Source organism: Providencia sp. PROV252, from assembly GCF_033676005.1.
GTDB classification, from domain to species: domain Bacteria; phylum Pseudomonadota; class Gammaproteobacteria; order Enterobacterales; family Enterobacteriaceae; genus Providencia; species Providencia vermicola.
The window spans coordinates 1,789,125-1,807,130 of the sequence record NZ_CP096294.1; the positions used below are offsets into that span (position 1 = coordinate 1,789,125).

General features: G+C 41.0%; 14 protein-coding genes. 9 read left to right on the forward strand and 5 right to left on the reverse strand.

Annotated features, from left to right (window positions below):
- Positions 1 to 35: 35 nt before the first annotated feature.
- Genes M1F05_RS08190 through M1F05_RS08205 form a run of 4 tightly spaced genes read left to right on the forward strand, consistent with a single transcriptional unit; the run spans position 36 to position 10,160 of the window.
- Complete coding sequence (locus M1F05_RS08190; protein WP_206083994.1) at positions 36 to 1,874, forward strand: AAA family ATPase; 1,839 nt, start codon at positions 36 to 38, stop codon at positions 1,872 to 1,874.
- Positions 1,875 to 1,878: 4 nt separating this feature from the next.
- Positions 1,879 to 2,508 (forward strand): 4Fe-4S single cluster domain-containing protein, encoded by a 630-nt coding sequence (locus M1F05_RS08195; RefSeq protein WP_206083995.1) that lies wholly within the window; start codon positions 1,879 to 1,881, stop codon positions 2,506 to 2,508.
- A gap of 15 nt (positions 2,509 to 2,523) precedes the next feature.
- A complete protein-coding gene (locus M1F05_RS08200; RefSeq protein WP_206083996.1) occupies positions 2,524 to 8,814 on the forward strand; it encodes a protein kinase domain-containing protein in 6,291 nt (2,096 codons plus the stop codon).
- Positions 8,811 to 10,160 (forward strand): hypothetical protein, encoded by a 1,350-nt coding sequence (locus tag M1F05_RS08205; protein ID WP_206083997.1) that lies wholly within the window; start codon positions 8,811 to 8,813, stop codon positions 10,158 to 10,160. The genes M1F05_RS08200 and M1F05_RS08205 overlap by 4 nt, the downstream gene beginning before the upstream one ends.
- 105 nt (positions 10,161 to 10,265) lie before the next feature.
- Here M1F05_RS08205 and M1F05_RS08210 read toward each other — a convergent pair whose 3' ends face one another.
- From M1F05_RS08210 to M1F05_RS08225, 4 genes are read right to left on the reverse strand one after another with little or no spacing between them, the layout of a single operon-like run.
- Positions 10,266 to 11,132 (reverse strand): metal ABC transporter permease, encoded by an 867-nt coding sequence (locus M1F05_RS08210; RefSeq protein WP_206083998.1) that lies wholly within the window; start codon positions 11,130 to 11,132, stop codon positions 10,266 to 10,268.
- Positions 11,125 to 12,006: a metal ABC transporter permease gene (locus tag M1F05_RS08215; RefSeq protein ID WP_206083999.1), complete on the reverse strand. Its 882-nt coding sequence runs from the start codon at positions 12,004 to 12,006 to the stop codon at positions 11,125 to 11,127. Before M1F05_RS08215 ends, M1F05_RS08210 begins: the two co-directional genes overlap by 8 nt.
- Positions 12,003 to 12,893, reverse strand: a complete 891-nt coding sequence (locus M1F05_RS08220; protein WP_206084000.1) for a manganese/iron ABC transporter ATP-binding protein — start codon at positions 12,891 to 12,893, stop codon at positions 12,003 to 12,005. The genes M1F05_RS08215 and M1F05_RS08220 overlap by 4 nt, the downstream gene beginning before the upstream one ends.
- Before the next feature lies 1 nt (position 12,894).
- Positions 12,895 to 13,806 carry a metal ABC transporter substrate-binding protein gene (locus tag M1F05_RS08225; protein WP_206084001.1) on the reverse strand — a complete coding sequence of 304 codons (912 nt, stop codon included), beginning with the start codon at positions 13,804 to 13,806 and terminating at the stop codon, positions 12,895 to 12,897.
- Between the two features lie 283 nt (positions 13,807 to 14,089).
- Here M1F05_RS08225 and M1F05_RS08230 point away from each other — a divergent pair, with 283 nt between their 5' ends.
- Complete coding sequence (locus M1F05_RS08230; RefSeq protein ID WP_206084002.1) at positions 14,090 to 14,749, forward strand: transglycosylase SLT domain-containing protein; 660 nt, start codon at positions 14,090 to 14,092, stop codon at positions 14,747 to 14,749.
- Here M1F05_RS08230 and M1F05_RS08235 read toward each other — a convergent pair.
- Positions 14,743 to 15,447, reverse strand: coding sequence for a MarC family NAAT transporter (locus tag M1F05_RS08235; protein WP_206084003.1), 705 nt, complete (start codon positions 15,445 to 15,447; stop codon positions 14,743 to 14,745). The two genes, M1F05_RS08230 and M1F05_RS08235, sit on opposite strands and share 7 nt — an antisense overlap.
- Positions 15,448 to 15,911: 464 nt before the next feature.
- On the opposite strand from M1F05_RS08235, the gene fos reads away from it, so the two are divergent.
- The 4 genes from fos to M1F05_RS08255 all read left to right on the forward strand — a co-directional run bounded on the left by fos (position 15,912) and on the right by M1F05_RS08255 (position 17,949).
- On the forward strand, positions 15,912 to 16,325 hold the full coding sequence (gene fos / locus M1F05_RS08240) for a fosfomycin resistance glutathione transferase (protein ID WP_206084004.1): 414 nt from the start codon (positions 15,912 to 15,914) through the stop codon (positions 16,323 to 16,325).
- Positions 16,326 to 16,342: 17 nt separating this feature from the next.
- The gene (locus M1F05_RS08245; protein ID WP_206084005.1) at positions 16,343 to 16,852 is read left to right on the forward strand and encodes a GNAT family N-acetyltransferase; all 510 of its coding nucleotides are present in this window, start codon (positions 16,343 to 16,345) and stop codon (positions 16,850 to 16,852) included.
- A gap of 149 nt (positions 16,853 to 17,001) precedes the next feature.
- The gene (locus M1F05_RS08250; protein WP_206084006.1) at positions 17,002 to 17,400 is read left to right on the forward strand and encodes a hypothetical protein; all 399 of its coding nucleotides are present in this window, start codon (positions 17,002 to 17,004) and stop codon (positions 17,398 to 17,400) included.
- A gap of 99 nt (positions 17,401 to 17,499) precedes the next feature.
- Positions 17,500 to 17,949 carry a methyltransferase family protein gene (locus M1F05_RS08255; RefSeq protein WP_206084007.1) on the forward strand — a complete coding sequence of 150 codons (450 nt, stop codon included), beginning with the start codon at positions 17,500 to 17,502 and terminating at the stop codon, positions 17,947 to 17,949.
- Positions 17,950 to 18,006: the final 57 nt, after the last annotated feature.

Below are 18,006 nucleotides of genomic sequence, written 5' to 3' on the forward strand. Positions count from 1 at the left end.
GTAAACTGCAAAAAATGAAATAATGAGGGGAAGCCATGCATACTGATTTTCAAAATCCACGTTGGTTAAGGGACTTACTGCGATTTATCCCGCTGAAAAGTCAGTTTGTGTTATTTGGTAATGTTCGCGATTTACAAGCCAGTGAAATTGCGCCTTCAGTTGTCACGCCTTTACCATTTAACCAGTCTTTATTTAATAGCTTATTTAAAGCAGGTTATGCATATGCGCTGACTTACACGCCATTAGTGGGCTTTCACTGCTTAGCAAACCCCGCGCAAGATGCCCAAGAAACTGAGGCCGTTATGCAACGGCTTGGGTTAAATATTACTGAGGGTAAAGCAGCTGGTGGCATTGATATGTTGAATCATCTGCTTGAACGGCTTATTCAAGATAAACAAGAGCCTATTGCCTTATGTATCGACTTCGCTTCTTGTTTAATTTCCCATCATGATAACCTCACCCCTGCAGAACACAGTTTATTTACTCGTGCATTAGTTGCATCACATCAAAGCAAGGCAAGGCCAGCAGGGGAGCATCATCAGCCGTTCTATAATACGGTGTTTTGGATAGTCGAAAAAGAAACAGATTTACCCGATTGGTTTGTCATTAATAACCCACGTATTCGAGCTATTCCTGTTGCCAAACCTGATGGTCAAGTGCGCCGTTTATTAGCCCAAAGTTTATTAGGCTCGCTGGTGGATTTTAATGGTATTGAAGAAGCTGATAAGCCACAGATAATTAATGACTTTGTTGATGAAACCGAAGGGTTGCTTTTATTGGATTTAACGGCAATTGTGCAGTTGGCACGTATTGAGCAGGTGCCTGCAGCCAGTATTCGCGATGCCGTTCGCCGATATAAAGTGGGGATCACCGAAGATCCGTGGAAAAAAATTGATAAGCAAAAAATTCATCATGCTCCAGCTGTGATTTCACGTAGAGTAAAAGGTCAACAACATGCTGTTACGCATTTATTAGATATTATCAAACGTGCAATGACAGGGGTTGGTAGCCATAAAGGTGGGCGTCCTCGCGGTGTATTGTTTTTAGCAGGGCCTACAGGTGTTGGTAAAACGGAACTTGCCAAAACGGTGACGCAATTACTGTTTGGTGACGAAAGTGCTTATATTCGCTTTGATATGTCTGAATTTAGTGCCGAACATGCAGACCAGAGACTGATTGGAGCCCCCCCAGGTTATGTGGGGTATGATTCTGGTGGTGAATTAACCAATGCTATCCGTGAAAAGCCATTTAGCGTGGTTTTGTTTGATGAGATTGAAAAAGCCCACCCTCATTTAATGGATAAATTCTTACAGATTATTGATGATGGAGTTTTAACCTCTGGGCGTGGTGATCGCGTATATTTTTCGGAATCGTTGATTATTTTTACGTCAAACCTCGGTATCTACCGTTTAGATACTAATGGGGAGCGGGTGGCCAACGTCCAGCCACATGAACCGTTTGAAACGGTTACGCGTAATGTAAAAAATGAAATAGAACGCCATTTTAAATTGGTACTTAATCGCCCTGAGCTACTTAACCGTATTGGTGAAAACATTATTGTTTTTGACTTTATTCGTCCAGACGTTGCTGAGCAGATTTTTGAGCAAATGGTGGATAACATTTTGTTAGGCTTAGAAAAGCAGCTTTTAACTATTTCAATATCCGCTGAAGCCAAAGAGGCGTTAAAAGTGAGTTGCTTGGCGGATCTTTCTAATGGTGGACGTGGGATCCGCAATCAATTGGAAATGCATTTGATTAATCCATTATCGAGAGCAATTTTTGATCAAGACATACAAACCAATAGCGCTTATCAAATTACGTCCATTCAAATGGGGGAAAATACGCAAATCATGTTAACCGCGGTTGGTAATTAACTTAATGAATATTAGCGTCTCACGTATTCATTTTCCTGTGACAACCTTAGGACCAGGGAAGCGTATTGGTATCTGGTTTCAAGGTTGTTCATTGCGCTGTAAAGGGTGTTTATCTCCCGATACTTGGCATGTGAAAGAAAGTTATCTTACGGTGGCAAAGCTGATTAACCAAATTGTAGAATGGTATCCTGTTGCGGATGGTATCACCATTTCAGGGGGCGAGCCATTCGAGCAGCCAGATGCCTTATTTGAACTTATACGTGAAATAAAACAGCGATTTCAAGGGGATATCTTAGTATATAGCGGTTATGAATGGGATGTGATTGAAGATAGAGTTAAGCGAATGAATCCCTACATTGATGCGTTGATCAGCGAACCCTTTAAAGTCGAAATACCGCAAACATTGATGTTAAGAGGCAGTGATAACCAACAGCTTCACCTTCTAACACCGCTCGGAAAGACATTATTTAAGCAATACCAACGCGTTATAACACCAGAAGATAAGAAATTGGATTTAGCCTTCGATGAACAAGGGAGACTGTTTCTGGCGGGGATCCCTGAACGTGATGATATGTCGCGGTTGAGTCAACTCCTTGCTCTGCAAGATAACACCTTAAAACAACTCAAAAAATAGCAACGAGAGAGAAGGATGACGATGATACGCTTTTGCCCGCATTGTTTAACAGAACGGCCGCTGACGGAAATATTTTGTGCGGGGCAAATCCAAACAGAGCAAGGAAGTTTCCAACGCTGTAGTTGGGACCTAACATTAGAGCCTATTCATCCAAAAGGATGGCGACCAGAAAAAGAGCAAGTGACTCCGCTCGAAACTTCAGCTTCAAACAGTCATCAAAGAGAAACAGATAACCGTCAAGTACGCTACTGTGAAAATGGACACCCAATAGCTGCAGATGACTTTATTTGCCTCGAGTGTGGGGCTGATGTCGCAGTAGAACCCGTCATTGAAGTTGTATCGTCATCCTATCCTCAAATAGGCTCTTGGCGTATAGAAAGACGGATTAATGGTAGTGATAGCCCCCGAGAACGCTACTTTGTCACGCATTGTACTGAAGAAAAACGTGGTGTACTGACCCTGTATCAAAAAGGGGAGGAGCCAGATCCCAATATTTATCAAGTCATTAAGCGTACCCCAACTGAGCATGTTCCCGAGTTTTATGAAATAGGCCGCTATGAAAACCGTGCATGGCATGTGACTGAAATGCTTGAGGGGGGATCATTAAGCCAATTTATACAACAAGGTGAATTTTGGCAACCTCATGAAATTCCTAGATTAGTGGAAGAAATGGGGCAGGCTCTTGCGGCGTTTGCAGAACATGGGCTGCGTCATCGTAATTTGTGTCCCGCTAATTTACTTATTCGTCGTCGTCATCCCTTAGATATCGTTGTGATTGAATATGGTTCCGCCTGCCTATCTGAGTTTGACCTTGATATTGTTACACCGCTGGATATTTCTCGTTATTCAGCACCTGAAACGCTAGCGGGGGGTGTCAGTGCAGCATCTGATTGGTGGAGCCTAGGAATTATTCTCTTGGAACAACTCACCCAAGGGCAGTGCTTTACCCAGGTTCAAGATAATGCCTTTCTTATCCAGGTTATGACGAATGGCGTTGATTTACCTGATAATTTACATCCGAATATTCAGTTGTTATTACGCGGGTTGTTGTGTCGTGATCGTTTTTTACGTTGGCAATGGCCACAAGTATCAGCTTGGCTACAAGGGAAGCCTCAACAAGCTCCTCAAATTCAAGAAACCAATAGACAAAACCATTTCCACACGCTGACGTTTGCAGGGCGGCAATTCCAGCAACCTGATGTATTTGCATTGATGGCCGCGGAAGCTAGCCATTGGGATGATGCGTTGCCACTTTTATTTCGGGGGGATATAAGCTCTTGGCTCGCACAATTTGAAAATAGCCAAGCGCAATTAGTAAAATTGCAGGCATTGCTGGATAGTGATTTTCATCAAGAAAATCTCGATGACATTAAGCTGACCTTCGCTTTAAAAATCTTGAATGAAAACATTCCGTTGATTTACCGCGGTGAGATAATTACCCCTGCATGGTTGTTAGAAAACCCAAATTTAGCTTTTGCATTGATTAGCGAACCTCTTAACCAATACGTTCAAGATATTGACCCACAGCATTGGCTAGTACAGCTTTATCATCGCCAATACTTGGTGCGTGAACGTGCAAATCAGTTAAACATCATTTTGAATGAAGAAAGCCTCAGATTGTATTTATTGATTACGTCAATCAATCAATTATCGGCAAGATGGGCGCTCTTTCATGCCCAATTCCCTGATTCACATAATGAAAGTTTACAAGGGCTATTTGACAGGCAAAGTCCACAAGAAATTGATTACATTCTATTATTGAGTGCGGATATTGGCCAATTTATTTCAGTGTCAGCATTAGTTGAACAGGCATTTGAACTCGCTAAACAAAACGATATTCATAATTTTGATCATGAAATCGCCAAAAAGCAGCTTTCACTAACGCGTAAGGAATTGTATTTACTGCTTAGTGAACGAGTAAGTGACTTCAAGCGTATTGGGTTGGCCGTTTTAGACAGTTGGGTTGACCAGTTTTTATTGATGCGTAGGCTTTCACTTAAGAAAATATTGGTATTACTGGCAGTACCCGTAGAACACTGGCAAGTTCCTGAATCACAAAAATATGTACTAGAAGTGTTGCGCTTTTTTAACCAAAAACTAACGGCGGTGACACAGCGGGGTAATTTAGTTCGCATGCGTTTAACGCCAAATACAGGGCGTATTGATTTAACTGAGTGTGATAGTGCAGTTCGCCGTGCAAGCACATTATTGGAACATCTACTTAATCGTAAAAAAGGGTTGATAACGATTGATAGCGATATGTTGCTACAGCGAAAAGGTGTGAATAGCCGCTTAAGAATGTTGCAAGCAGATACGCAATTATATCAAAGGGATACAGGTATAAATGGAATGTATCTGGGATTTCCTTTTTTAGTACTGAATACCCAGCCAAACCAAATTAAACCCCGAATTGCCCCATTATTTTTATGGCCAATTTCAATGCAATCGGCTATTGCACAACAAAGTCCCATCCAATTGAATTTTGACCACGAACGAGGAGCCGTCCGTCTTAACCCTGCATTAGCGAGTTTTGTCGGTATTCCTGCAATGAGTCAATGGCAGGGAGCGTTAGACACGTTATTGTCTAAAGCAGGCTTGACCATTGGTGAAGTCATGGAAAGTTTGTCAGCATTGCTGCCAGTACAAGACCTTGATTTAGCTCCATTACCTGCATTAACCGACCCAGTTGCTGAAAACTGTGCGCAAATTGCCTGTTCCGCGGTGCTATTTCATACCTCATTTATTGGGCAGGCGATGAGTAGCGATCTACAGCAAATCGCGAATACCTCTATTGCTCAAACGGCGTTGTCGACCTTACTGAAAGTGAATTCAGTTAATATTCAAGAACCTGTTATGGACTCCGAAAATATCCTGAGCCCATTTGCGTTGTCCCTTGCTGACCCCTCTCAAGAACGTGTCGTTCAAGCGGCACAGCAACAAACTGGACTATTGATTGAAGGGCCACCAGGAACAGGGAAAAGCCAAACCATCGTTAGTTTAATTGCAGATGCATTAGGCCACCAACAGACAGTATTAGTGGTATGCCAAAAGCCTGCGGCACTTGAGGTGGTATATAAGCGATTGGTTGCCAATGGTTTAGGCGACAGAGCGTTGCTCATCAACCAGAACCAAAAGGGCCGTGATATTATTTTGGCGGTACGTGAACAAATCGAGCAACTGTGGAACAAAGAAAACAGCGTATTATTTGAACAAGATTGGCAAGAAGAACGCGCTAATTTACTCTACCGAGTACAATTTTTTGAGCAAAAACTCGATGGTTATTACCATGCACTCAACCATGTTGATGAGTATTGGCAGCTGTCTTATAAGCAAATTTTAAGTCAATTAATTGAGGTTGAAGATTCAGAGCGCTTAAACATCCAGAATGATGCGTTAGCCCCAGTATTTAATGAGTTTAATCAAACCAAATTTGCCCAACTTTTTGATGATGTAAACCAGCATGCTCAGGCCTGGTGGCAACTCGATTATGAAAATAGTGCACTAAAAGCATTGGCCCTGTTTTCTGTGAACGACCATCAATATACGCTGTTTAATCAATATATTGCATTATTTATAGAGGCTGAAAAGCAGCGTGATCAGGTGTACCAATCGGATTATCACCGTATTCAACTCACTGAACTGACAAGCCATGAATTAATTCTGGAACAACTAAAACGGCATTTGGGCCTGCAAACGCAGGCGCAGTGGCAAAGCTTATCCCAGTGGCTAGCTTTGTTTATCAATTTACAGGGTTCAGTCACCACAGGTAAAACAGTTATTGAACAATTAGAACAATACTATCAACGCTTATTATTGATTGACGTGGTGAATACAGATTCACTGTTGTTCCCATTGTTTAAGGGGATTGAGTCGAAAAAACTGGCTCAGCTATCTCGCGCAGCAATTGAGTCAATGCAAGGTTCATGGTTACGCTTCCTCAACCCATTTTATTACGGGCGCCATAACCTGTTACAGCAATTTATAGCGCAAAGTGGGGTAAATCAGACGAGTTTGCCTGTGTTGCAAGCAACGATTGAGGTAGAGCAACAATGGCGTTTGATTGCACAAGAAATTATGCCTATTTATCAAAAAATGGGTGTTAATTTTGAACAGGATTGGCGAGCTCACTTACCGCAATTAATTGAGCAATTAAAATGGGTGGATAATACGAGCCAATTATTACTTCAATACCCTGAAATTTCACATTTTTTATTCGCTATTATTGATGAACAACAAATCGGGTTTGAACGCCAGTGCCTTGAGGTGCAGTCTGCGATTGCAAGAGTTAAAGCACAACGTGAAAGCACGAGCCAATTAAAACGTATGGCGTCTGTTTTTTCACCTCAGACGGTTGAACGTTTCCAATGTGCCATTAATAAAGGAGAATCATTTACGGACGAATTAGCCCAAATATTCCAAGAAAAAAATAACTTATTAAAATATCAATTATTTAGAATGGAAACGGCTAATTTTACTCAACAACATTGGCAAGTTTTATCAATATTATACCCTGTCGCTGCGCAATATATTCATGAGAATAGCCACCAAAAAGATTGGGTTGCGGTACTGAGCCAAACCATTAGCTACGGTTTCTATCACTTTGTCAAAGCGCAATTTGATGCCAAATTACCTGCACTTTCAACTAATAATATACAATTTATGGCGGATTTAGCGGAACTTGAAAGCGCACAGAAACAACTGCAATCGTTTAATCGTACAGCGCTGACACGCAATTATGACTTAGCTAAAATGGGGGGGCGCCGTGAATGGGAAGAAATTACACGCCTTGCAGGGCCAAGGGCGCGCCGTTTAAGGGAGTTTATTAATGAAGGACGCGAAATTGGCTTGATGCAATTACGCCCAATTTGGCTGATGACACCTGATGTGGCAAGCCAAGTATTGCCATTGCAAGCGGCAATGTTTGATAGTGTAATTTATGATGAAGCGTCTCAAATGCCGATTGAATTTGCATTATCTACCTTGTTTAGAGCGAAACAAGCCATTGTCAGTGGTGATGAGAAGCAAATGCCACCATCGAAATTCTTCACAGGGAAGCTGGTTGAAGAAGACAATCATGATGATGAAGATGAACAGCAGGAAGAGGCCGATGAGGAATGGGATTATCGGCAAATTAGTGATTGCCCTGACTTGCTGCATTTAGCGCGTACCGTATTGCCTGTGCATACTCTAGATATCCACTACCGTTCGGCATATCGGGAACTGATCAACTTTTCAAACTTTGCTTTCTATGAAAACCGGTTAAATATCCCAGCACAATTTTCAGCAAAATTAGTTAATAAAATTAAGCCGCTACAACTTGTGGCGGTTAATGGTGTGTATACAAATCAAACAAATGAGGCAGAAGCAGCAGCGATTGTCGACCATCTTGCAACATTATGGCAATTACCTTTTGCACAACGCCCGTCAGTAGGCGTGGTCACCTTTAACCAAAAGCAAACAACATTGATTAATCAACATATTCGTTTGCGTGCGGAGCAGGACGACGAATTCTTGGCTGCCTATACTCAAGAAAATCAACGTTTTTTAGATGAAGAAGATATGTCCTTTTTTGTCAAAAATGTGGAAAACGTGCAAGGAGACGAGCGTGATGTGATTTTATTTTCCACTACATTTGGCCGTAATACACAAGGGACATTTAGGCGTAATTTTGGCGTATTAGGGCAATCAGGGGGAGAACGTCGTTTAAATGTTGCGATCACACGGGCACGACAACGTGTGGTCATTATGTCTTCGATGCCTATTGAAGAAATATCGGATTTATTGACAACCTATCGTAAGCCTGAAAGCCCGCGAGATTACTTACAAGGTTATTTAGCTTATGCAAAAGACGCATGTGATCCGACAAAACAGAAAGAAAACCAAAAATTGCTTAACCGAATGTGCCAAACTCAGTTTGCCGTGCAGGATACACTTGAGGAACCAAGTGCGTTTGTCGCTTCAGTCGTTGAATTTATTCAGGAAAATGGTTGGCAGGTAACGGTATCTACAAAAAAAGAAGTGTTTCATTTTGATTGCCTGATTGAAGATAAAATAACTGGGCAATTACTCATTGGTATTGAATGTGACATGCCCTCACACCCACTTTTGCATACGGCTAGAGCGCGAGAGTTATGGCGCAGCAATATTTTAAGTCGCGTGATCCCCCAACGTCACCGCATTTCGATTATTGACTGGTATAACAATAGAGCATTAGCGCAGCAACAGTTACAGGACGCGATTGTCCACGCATCATTAAATTTAAATGGCTCTAAGAGCATGGCGACTAATCAAGAGGGCGAGTTATGAGTTCATCTGTGCATCGTATCAGCGTTAGGGAAATGAATGAAATCCAGTGCCGTCGGCAATTGGCTGTGACAAGTAAAATGTTTCAACAATGGCAAAAAATGGCCAATACAACCCAGTATCATCAGTCACGTATTGAGCAATTAGCCACATTATTTCAGCAGCTTTCAACGAGTGACACTGCCACATTGCCTGCACGCCAGTTAACGGTGTTGAAAAATCAATTAAGTGAGTTGAATGGCACATTGAAACACGAGATTCAAACCGTTCGCGAACAACAACTTGAACAACAGGCATTAGTGGCAAGAACAAACGCGCACCGACAGCACAACCTAGAATCTTTAGCCGCGTTAGTTCGTGAAAAACTTCCCCATGAAAAACAGCTAATTGCGGAGTTAGAAAATGCAGATACGATGACCGAAAAGGCCACGAGCTCACTCATTTTCCGCGCACTCGCCGTATTAAATGACGTGCAAAATCAGCTTTCACCATTTGCTAATCAATTATTAGATCAGTTAAAAGCTCAATCTGATGGTGTCCCTCAATTTTGGCAGCACGGCGCACCATTATCACCATTTGCCAAGCAATGTGAGCAAATTTTACTGATGATTGAAAAGCTTAAACTGGTGGAATATTTGTCTGAAGTACAAAGTGCACAGCAACAGCTCACTGAAATTCAAGCCATGAATGAAAGCCCACAGCGCCACTTACGAGCCGATTCACTCATCCTAATGTTGGCTAAGCAGTTGAAAGAAAGCCAGCAACATACTGAGTTAGTTGAAAAAATTGAACAGCTTTGTGCTGAGCTTGCTATTTTTTCTGATGAGGAAAATACAATAATTATTAAAGATGCATTAGCTTCAACGCATTTAAGCTCAGTTGCTGAGTTGATGTCACTGGCTGAACAATTAGATGCACGAATTAATTTCGCGGAACAGGCGTTTGTCGCAGAGGCGCAAAGAAGAACGGTGCTAGACGGCTTAGGTAAGCTGGGTTATCAGGTCCAAGAAACGGATGTTAAAACCTGGATGGATGATGGTAAAGTCGTGGTCAGGCACCCTGCAACCCCAGGATATGGTTTAGAGTTGGGGGGAAAACAAGCTCGTTTTCAAACACGTACAGTGGCATTATCCACACAAAGGGACACTCAACGAGACAAAGATATTGATGCAATTTGGTGCAGTCAGCATCAGCAATTGCAAGCGTTAATTGCTCAATCGGACGCCGAGCTGGTGGTTGAACGTGCATTGCCCGCAGGAAGCGGCGAAATGAAAGTTTATGATATGGAAGCGGCTGAACTGCAGAGAAATACCGTTGTACACCAGCGACCTCGCACACTACGTAAATAAGCGATTACTCATAATTTATCATATTTCAAAAAAAGGCTGCTCTAACTATATAGGGTAAATTCAATAGCTTAGATCAGCCTTTTTATATGAACGTATGATTTTAGTTTAAGCTGTGTGCATACTTTGGGGATTTGTCTGGCTCCGTTTACGGGCTAATACCAGCTTGCTATAGATTAGGGCAATAACAAAATAAACAGCTTGAGTCACCACGATGGTTGGCCCTGTTGTTGCATTAATATGAAAGCTAAGAATAGTACCAATGACGCTAGATGTCACTGAAGCGATAATGGCGACGACCAGCATTTTGCCAAAGCTACGACAAAGAACGAACGCAATAATTCCTGGTGAAATCAGCATGGCAATGACAAGAATGATCCCAACAGCTTGCAGTGAGGCAACAATGGTCAACGCTAATAACGATAACAAACCATAATGAATCAACTTAACGGGTAAGCCAATCACGCGAGCTTGGTTTGGGTCGAAGCAATACAGCATAAAATCTTTACGTTTCAGTAAAATAATTGCAATCGTGATCCCAGCAAACAGTAAAATCTGTTTAAATTCGCTATCGGTGATCCCCAGAATATCGCCAAATAAGATGTGCGTCAGGTGTTGCTCTGTATCGATTTTAGCAAACATCACTAAACCGATAGCAAACATTCCTGAAAACACAATCCCCATGACCGTATCTTCTTTTATTCGACTGTTTTCTTTGAGATAACCCGTAGCGACGGCACAAAATAACCCTGAGGCAAATGCCCCAATTGCTAATGGGATACCCAGCAGCGAGGCAATAATGATCCCTGGTAAAACAGCATGGGAAATAGCGTCCCCCATAAGAGACCAGCCTTTTAACACCAAAAAGCAAGATAAAATCGCACACACAGTTCCTGTTACGATAGCGGTGATTAATGCCTTCTGCATAAAAGGAAATGCGAATGGTGCCATCAATAAGTCAATAAAATCACTCATGAGAGGCTCCTTGCTGGTGTAATCGGGCGACTTCTTTTTTCGCCTTGCGACGAGAGGCAAAAATGCCGTGCTTCGGTGCAAAGAAGAAAGCCAATAAGAAAATCATGGTTTGCAACGTGACGATTAACCCACCTGTTGCGCCATTAAGGTAGTAGCTGATATATGCACCAACTGCGCTGGTCACAGTACCGATAGTCACGGAGATGATTAACAATCGCTTAAATTGGTCAGTCAGTAAGTAGGCCGTGGCGCCAGGCGTGACAACCATTGCTATCACTAAAATAGCCCCAACCGTTTGCAGTGCGGCGACTGTACAGGCGCTTAATAATGTAAAGAAAATGATTTTTAAGCGTAAGGGGTTTAAACCGATGGAGCGCGCATGGCTTTCATCGAAAAAGACGGCTAAAAGGTCTTTCCATAAGCATAATAAAACGATGAATGAAACACCGATAATTATTTCAACTTGAAGCACATCCGCATCTGCAATGCCTAAAATATTACCAAATATAATGCTTTGCACGTTTACCGAGGTTGGGTTTAATGAAACAATTAATAATCCCGCAGCGAAGAAAGTGGAAAAGATAAAGCCGATAACGGCATCTTCACGCAGGCGAGTTAAATGTTTTACCAGCGTCATGGCAAGTGCCGCGAGGATCCCCGTAAAAAAAGCACCTGCAGCATAAGGTAAGCCTAATGCATAAGCTCCAGCCACCCCTGGAACAACGGAGTGGGAAAGGGCATCACCCATTAATGACCAGCCTTTTAGCATTAAATACGCAGATAAGAATGCACAGACGGCACCGACAATGGCGCTCACCCAAATGGCTTTTATCATAAAATCGTATTTAAAGGGCTCTAATAACAAATCAATCATTCTTCACCCTTTGGCTGATTTTTTCTCACTGGCGCATCGTGATCATGACCATAAAAAACCGCAGCCCTTTCATCATCGGTAATGACGGTAATTGAGCGAGGGTCATCATCATCATGCAGTTCTTGCCCTGACAGATTGATGTGGCGTAGTACTCCTCCAAAGGCCTGCTGAAGGTTTCTTTGTGTAAACGTCGTTTCAGTTGGGCCACTGGCTAATACGGTACGGTTAATCAAGATGACTTGGTCGCAGAACTCAGGGACGCTCCCTAAGTTATGAGTGGAAACCAAAATGAGGTGGCCTTCATCACGTAAACTGCGTAGCAGATCGATGATGGCATTTTCGGTTTTTACGTCAACCCCCGTAAATGGTTCATCTAAAAGCAAAACTTTACCTTGCTGGGCAAGGGCACGAGCCAAAAACACCCGTTTTTTCTGCCCACCAGAAAGTTCACCGATTTGACGATGTTCAAGGCCAGCAAGGTCAACACGTTCCAGTGCCATCTTCACGGCATCTTTATCTTCTTTTTTGGGAATACGGAAAAAGCCCATTTTCCCGTAGCGCCCCATCATGACAACATCCGACACTAAAACAGGAAAGTTCCAGTCAACTTCTTCTGTTTGCGGGACATAAGCAATAATGTTTTCTTTTAAAGCAGTTTTAATCGGTTGGGCATTTAATGTCACGCTGCCAGATGATGGGGTGACAAGCCCCATAATGGTTTTAAAGAGCGTCGATTTTCCACTACCGTTTACACCAACGAGTGCACAAATGGAGCCTCCCGTAATATTAAAACTCGCATCATAAATTGCGGTGTGACCGTTATTGTATGTTACGGTTGCATCATCAACGACCAGATTGGGGTGCTCAAATTGATTAGAGTGAGTCATATTACTGTGAAAATCCTTTAGCTATCGTGTCTACAGTGGTTTTTAACAGGTCGATATAAGTTGGTACTGGGCCATCAGCGGTGGAAAGTGAATCTACATATAAGATACCACCATATTTAGCCCCTGTTTCTTTGCTGACTTGGCGAGCGGGTTTGTCAGAAATTGTGCTTTCGCTAAATACAACAGGGATATTATATTGACGAACAGTATCAATCACTTTTTTAACTTGTAGAGGAGTACCTTGCTCTTCCGCATTGATTGGCCACAAATAGACTTCTTTAAAGCCGTAATCTTTCGTCAGGTAGCTAAATGCGCCTTCACTGGATACTAACCAGCGTTCATTTTCAGGAATGCGGTTTAAACGTTCACGCAGTGGTGCATCAAGGGCTTCAATTTGTTGCGTGTAGTTTTTGGCATTTGTATTGTAGGTTTCAGCATTTTCAGGGTCATACTTGACCAAGGCTTGACGAATGTTTTCGATGTAAATCTTGGCATTTGCAGGAGACATCCAAGCATGTGGGTTTGGATTATCTTTGTATTCCCCTTCACGAATAGGCATTGGCTCAATCCCTTCGGTCACAATAACAGCGGGAACATTGTTAAGGTTTTCAAAGAAACGTTGGAACCAAACCTCTAAATTCATGCCATTCCATAAGATTAAATCGGCATCATAGGCCTTCATGATATCTTTAGGTGTGGGTTGATAGCCATGGATTTCAGCGCCAGGTTTTGTAATTGATTCGACAACAGCGGCATCTCCGGCTACATTTTGAGCGATATCTTGTATAATGGTAAATGTGGTGACCACTTTAAATTTTTTAGCAAAGGCGGGTTGACTCACAAAGAGCATTGCCGCGAGCGCAAATACAGTGGTAAGTAAAGGTGCGGATAATCGAGATAAGTTCTTCTTCATAAAAGTTGACCCTGACATTATAGGCTTAGCATTTTTAACAGTATAGTTGTTAAGGTTGATAACAATTATACTTTATAACTTAGTTGATAATGATTATCAATATCATTTGCAAAAATAAACATAAAAAATGGGGAATTACATCTATAGTTATTATGGGTTTTTATTTCCCACTGTTATTTTGTATGACTAAAACACGTCCTGAAGTAAAAGTTAAGTAAAAATTATTTTATTTTTCTTGGGATTAGTTATTCTCCCAGTGGCTTTGATAGCAGAGGATACAACAGTGAAAAAAATAATCAGCGGTACTTTTGTGCTACTGCTACTTGCCGGTTGCTCTAGCGAGCCTGATAGGCAAACAACAAAAACGCGGATGTTGGACAATCGTAATACGCTGCCAACAACGGCACAAAATACCACGTTTCCACGTACGCCTTTTGATGAATTTATTCGTGACTCTGCTTCCCGTTATAGCGTCGATGAAACGCTTATTAGGGCAATCATTGAGGTTGAATCAAACTTTAGGCCAGAAGTGGTGAGTAAATCAAATGCAATTGGTCTTATGCAAATTAAAGCCTCGACAGCAGGGCGTGATGCTTATCGTTTCCAAGGCAAATCAGGGGAACCAAGTTCCAATGATTTGAAAGACCCGCAAAAAAATATCGATATCGGCACAGCTTATATTCGAATTTTAAGGGATCAGCACCTTGCTGGGATCAATCATCCGCAAACGTTGTATTATGCAACTGTTGTTGCATACGTCAATGGCGCTGGGGCATTACTAAGAACCTTTGATAATGATAAAGGTCGGGCGATCGCGATGATTAATAATTTATCGCCTGAAGAATTTTATCAGCATGTACAATCTAAGCACCCAGCACCGCAGGCACCACGATATTTGTGGAAAGTGAAAAATGCCTACAATGCTTTAGCGATGTCTTATTGATATTCTGTGAGTAAGTGTGGGAGCTGCGCGATAATTTCAACAATCCCGTTGATGACAAATTGCACTCCCATACAAATTAATAAAAAACCCATTACGCGAGCAATCGCATCAATACCACTATTTCCTAACCATCTCATAATTGACGTTGCCCCTCGCAAACCAATCCACACAATTAAACTGGCTAAAAGAAAGGTAATGACGGGGGCGACTTTAAGCACCCAAGGCGCAAAGGTTACGTTTCCTTGCAGCGACGCAGTTGAACTGATGATCATCGCAATGGTACCAGGCCCCGCTGTACTTGGCATAGCCAAGGGAACAAAGGCAATATTGGGGGATTCTTGGCGTTTTTTGGGAACACTGGGGTCATCTAATGGGGTTGTCGGTGAATCATCTGATGGATCACTATTAGGAAATAACATCCCAAAACCAATAAAAGCAACAATTAACCCACCAGCAATACGTAAACCTGGTATTGATATACCAAATGTATTCATCACAAGTTGACCCGCATAAAAAGCAATGGTCATGATGGCAAAAACATAAATTGAGGCGAGAAAAGCTTGGTGGTTGCGTTGCTCTTTGGTCATGTTTGCTGAGATGCTGAGCATAACTGCAATTGCTGTTAATGGATTAGCAAGGGGGAGAAGCAAAACAAGGCCAATACCAACAGCTTGAAAGAGTTCTAGGAAATTTGTCATAGTAATTAAATTCAATCTCCTGATAAATGTAAGTAATTTTCCTTATCCTAAATAATAACGAAAATTGTTATAGATCTGTATCTTAGCATTTTTAATTAGGTTAATGTTTTATTATTGAATAGGAATTAATGCAATGAATATTCAGAATAAGTGCTTACTATTATAAAGAATCAGGGGGAGGTTGAAGTTGTTCACATTTACTGTGGATAACTGCCGCATTCGTTTGTGAATAACCAAGATAAATACTTAACTTACAATTGGATAGCTGCTTGTGCTAAAAGTATGCAATTTTGATAGGCAAAAAAAACCTTCTTATGGGGGTCATAAAAAGGTCAAGGGCATCTATTAACAGGTTATCTAATGTCGATGTGTTATTGAGTATACCTTCTGCAATGTGATGTACTGATAATTTATGTAAATTCATTAAAAGATATTTTTAAAGTATATAAAAAGAGAGAAATAATATGCTAAATGGGATTAATCATTTAACCTTGGCCGTGAGTGACATAATAAGAAGCATTTATTTTTATCAATCGTTATTAGGGATGAAACTACACGCTAAGTGGAAACATGGAGCGTATATTTCTTGTGGTGATTTATGGTTGTGCTTGTCTGTCGATATATCACGCCAACACTTAGCGCCGAGTGAAACAGATTACACTCACTATGCATTTTCCATATCAGAGAGCAATTTCGCTCTACTCGTCAATAAGCTAAAAGAGAACGAAGTTGTGGTGTGGAAGGAAAATAAGAGTGAAGGGGATTCTTTTTATTTTCTCGATCCAGATGGGCACAAATTAGAGTTGCATGTAGGTGATTTAACTCAACGCTTAAAAAGTTGCCAGAGTTCACCTTATGACGGTATGGAATTTTATTAATCAATAATGAGGTGAATATGGAAATCGTTACAATTACTTCACTTGATAACTATGAACAGCAGCTTGCTTCGTTATTAATTGATAGTGTAGAACATGGTGCTTCTGTGGGCTTTCTCGCCCCTTTATCTATTGATGAAGCCTCGGGTTATTGGCAGCAAATAAAGCCAGATTTAGTGCAACAAAAACGCTTTCTTATAGCATGTATTAATGATGATAAAATTGTGGGCGCCGTACAAATTGCGTTATGCCTAAAGGCTAATGGGCTACACCGTGCGGATGTTGAAAAATTAATGGTTCATAGTCAATTTCGTCAACAAGGAATTGCGACTCAATTACTTAATGTTGTTGAGAAAATAGCACTGAAAAATAATCGTACATTATTAGTATTAGATACTCGTAGTCAGGATGTTGCATCTGTTTTATACCGAAAACAAGGGTATAAAGAGGTTGGTGAAATTCCAAATTTTGTGGTTAATTCACAAGGTCGATTTGAAGGGACGACATTTTTTTATAAGCTGCTGGTTTAAAGCACACTGAATAAATTCCAATGATGATGTTTCTTTAAATAGCCGAAAGTCGCTAGAGTTTTCTTTACAAAGTATTTTTAATTTTAAAAATTGCTTTACGCACAATTGTATATCCTATGTTCAAGTTATTTTGAACAGTAGGAATGAGTATGAAAAAGCTGATAGCGACGTTTGCTGGGGCATCAATGTTATTTATTTTAGCTATCGCAATAATGCTCATTGTTTTTCCCCAGCAATGGAAAGAAAACATTTATCCTAGTTTGTCACAAGTAATCCCTGCATCGTTAAGTTCTGTATTGCCTCAAGGACTTGTCAGTAATAATGTTTGTGATAGTTTGGAAAATAACTTACAGAGTTTCGCTAACTATCTGAAAGTGAATCAGGATATTGTGGATATAAAAGGTATGAATAGCCTAGATGAGCAATTAGCCAATATACAGGTGAGGATAGACTCAATGCCTGCGGATGTCCGTAATTTAGTATGCCAACAGGAATACAGCAAATTAGAAGGCTTAAAAAGTGTGTTCTCATTAGGGCACAATAATTAGTTTTTTGAGTCCATTCTTCCACTTCACAATAGACACCACAAAGTTTCCTCGCTGTTTTATGGTATGCTAATTAACCTCATTTAGAGTTTAAGGTGCATAATGAGAATTTTAAAATATCCATTGTTAAACTGGCTAATCGCAAATGGTGTGGCCATTTATTTTCTATTCAAACAGGATGCATTAATTTGGCAATTTTCAGGTTGGATGGGAATACTTGGCATTTTAGTTGCTTTTGAAAGTGCTAGCTGGGTCGCGACGAGTTTATTTTATTTTTATAAACATAAGACCTCACCAAATCCAAGTGTTCAAGCAACGCACCTTGTCACTAATGGCCCCTATCGACTATCTCGAAATCCAATGTATTTAGCGTTTACTTCCATGAGCTTAGCGTTGGCATTTTTTACACACTCACCTTACTTTTTGGTTTCTGGATTAGTCTTCTGGCTAATGACAGATTTATACACCATCCCGCAAGAAGAACGTTTTTTATCTGTCACATTCAGTGAAGAATGGGAACGTTATCGCAAACAGACTCGACGTTGGTTATAAATTAATGTTAATGAGACATTTTCTCAATTATGATGAATCATTGTTTTTTTATGATAA

What these genes read in the sequence shown, in the direction of transcription:
- M1F05_RS08190 (WP_206083994.1), top strand. Translation starts at nt 36, where the DNA reads ATGCATACTGATTTTCAAAATCCACGTTGGTTAAGGGACTTACTGCGA.
- M1F05_RS08195 (WP_206083995.1), top strand. Translation starts at nt 1,879, where the DNA reads ATGAATATTAGCGTCTCACGTATTCATTTTCCTGTGACAACCTTAGGA.
- M1F05_RS08200 (WP_206083996.1), top strand. Translation starts at nt 2,524, where the DNA reads ATGACGATGATACGCTTTTGCCCGCATTGTTTAACAGAACGGCCGCTG.
- M1F05_RS08205 (WP_206083997.1), top strand. Translation starts at nt 8,811, where the DNA reads ATGAGTTCATCTGTGCATCGTATCAGCGTTAGGGAAATGAATGAAATC.
- M1F05_RS08210 (WP_206083998.1), bottom strand. Translation starts at nt 11,132, where the DNA reads ATGAGTGATTTTATTGACTTATTGATGGCACCATTCGCATTTCCTTTT.
- M1F05_RS08215 (WP_206083999.1), bottom strand. Translation starts at nt 12,006, where the DNA reads ATGATTGATTTGTTATTAGAGCCCTTTAAATACGATTTTATGATAAAA.
- M1F05_RS08220 (WP_206084000.1), bottom strand. Translation starts at nt 12,893, where the DNA reads ATGACTCACTCTAATCAATTTGAGCACCCCAATCTGGTCGTTGATGAT.
- M1F05_RS08225 (WP_206084001.1), bottom strand. Translation starts at nt 13,806, where the DNA reads ATGAAGAAGAACTTATCTCGATTATCCGCACCTTTACTTACCACTGTA.
- M1F05_RS08235 (WP_206084003.1), bottom strand. Translation starts at nt 15,447, where the DNA reads ATGACAAATTTCCTAGAACTCTTTCAAGCTGTTGGTATTGGCCTTGTT.
- fos (WP_206084004.1), top strand. Translation starts at nt 15,912, where the DNA reads ATGCTAAATGGGATTAATCATTTAACCTTGGCCGTGAGTGACATAATA.
- M1F05_RS08245 (WP_206084005.1), top strand. Translation starts at nt 16,343, where the DNA reads ATGGAAATCGTTACAATTACTTCACTTGATAACTATGAACAGCAGCTT.
- M1F05_RS08250 (WP_206084006.1), top strand. Translation starts at nt 17,002, where the DNA reads ATGAAAAAGCTGATAGCGACGTTTGCTGGGGCATCAATGTTATTTATT.
- M1F05_RS08255 (WP_206084007.1), top strand. Translation starts at nt 17,500, where the DNA reads ATGAGAATTTTAAAATATCCATTGTTAAACTGGCTAATCGCAAATGGT.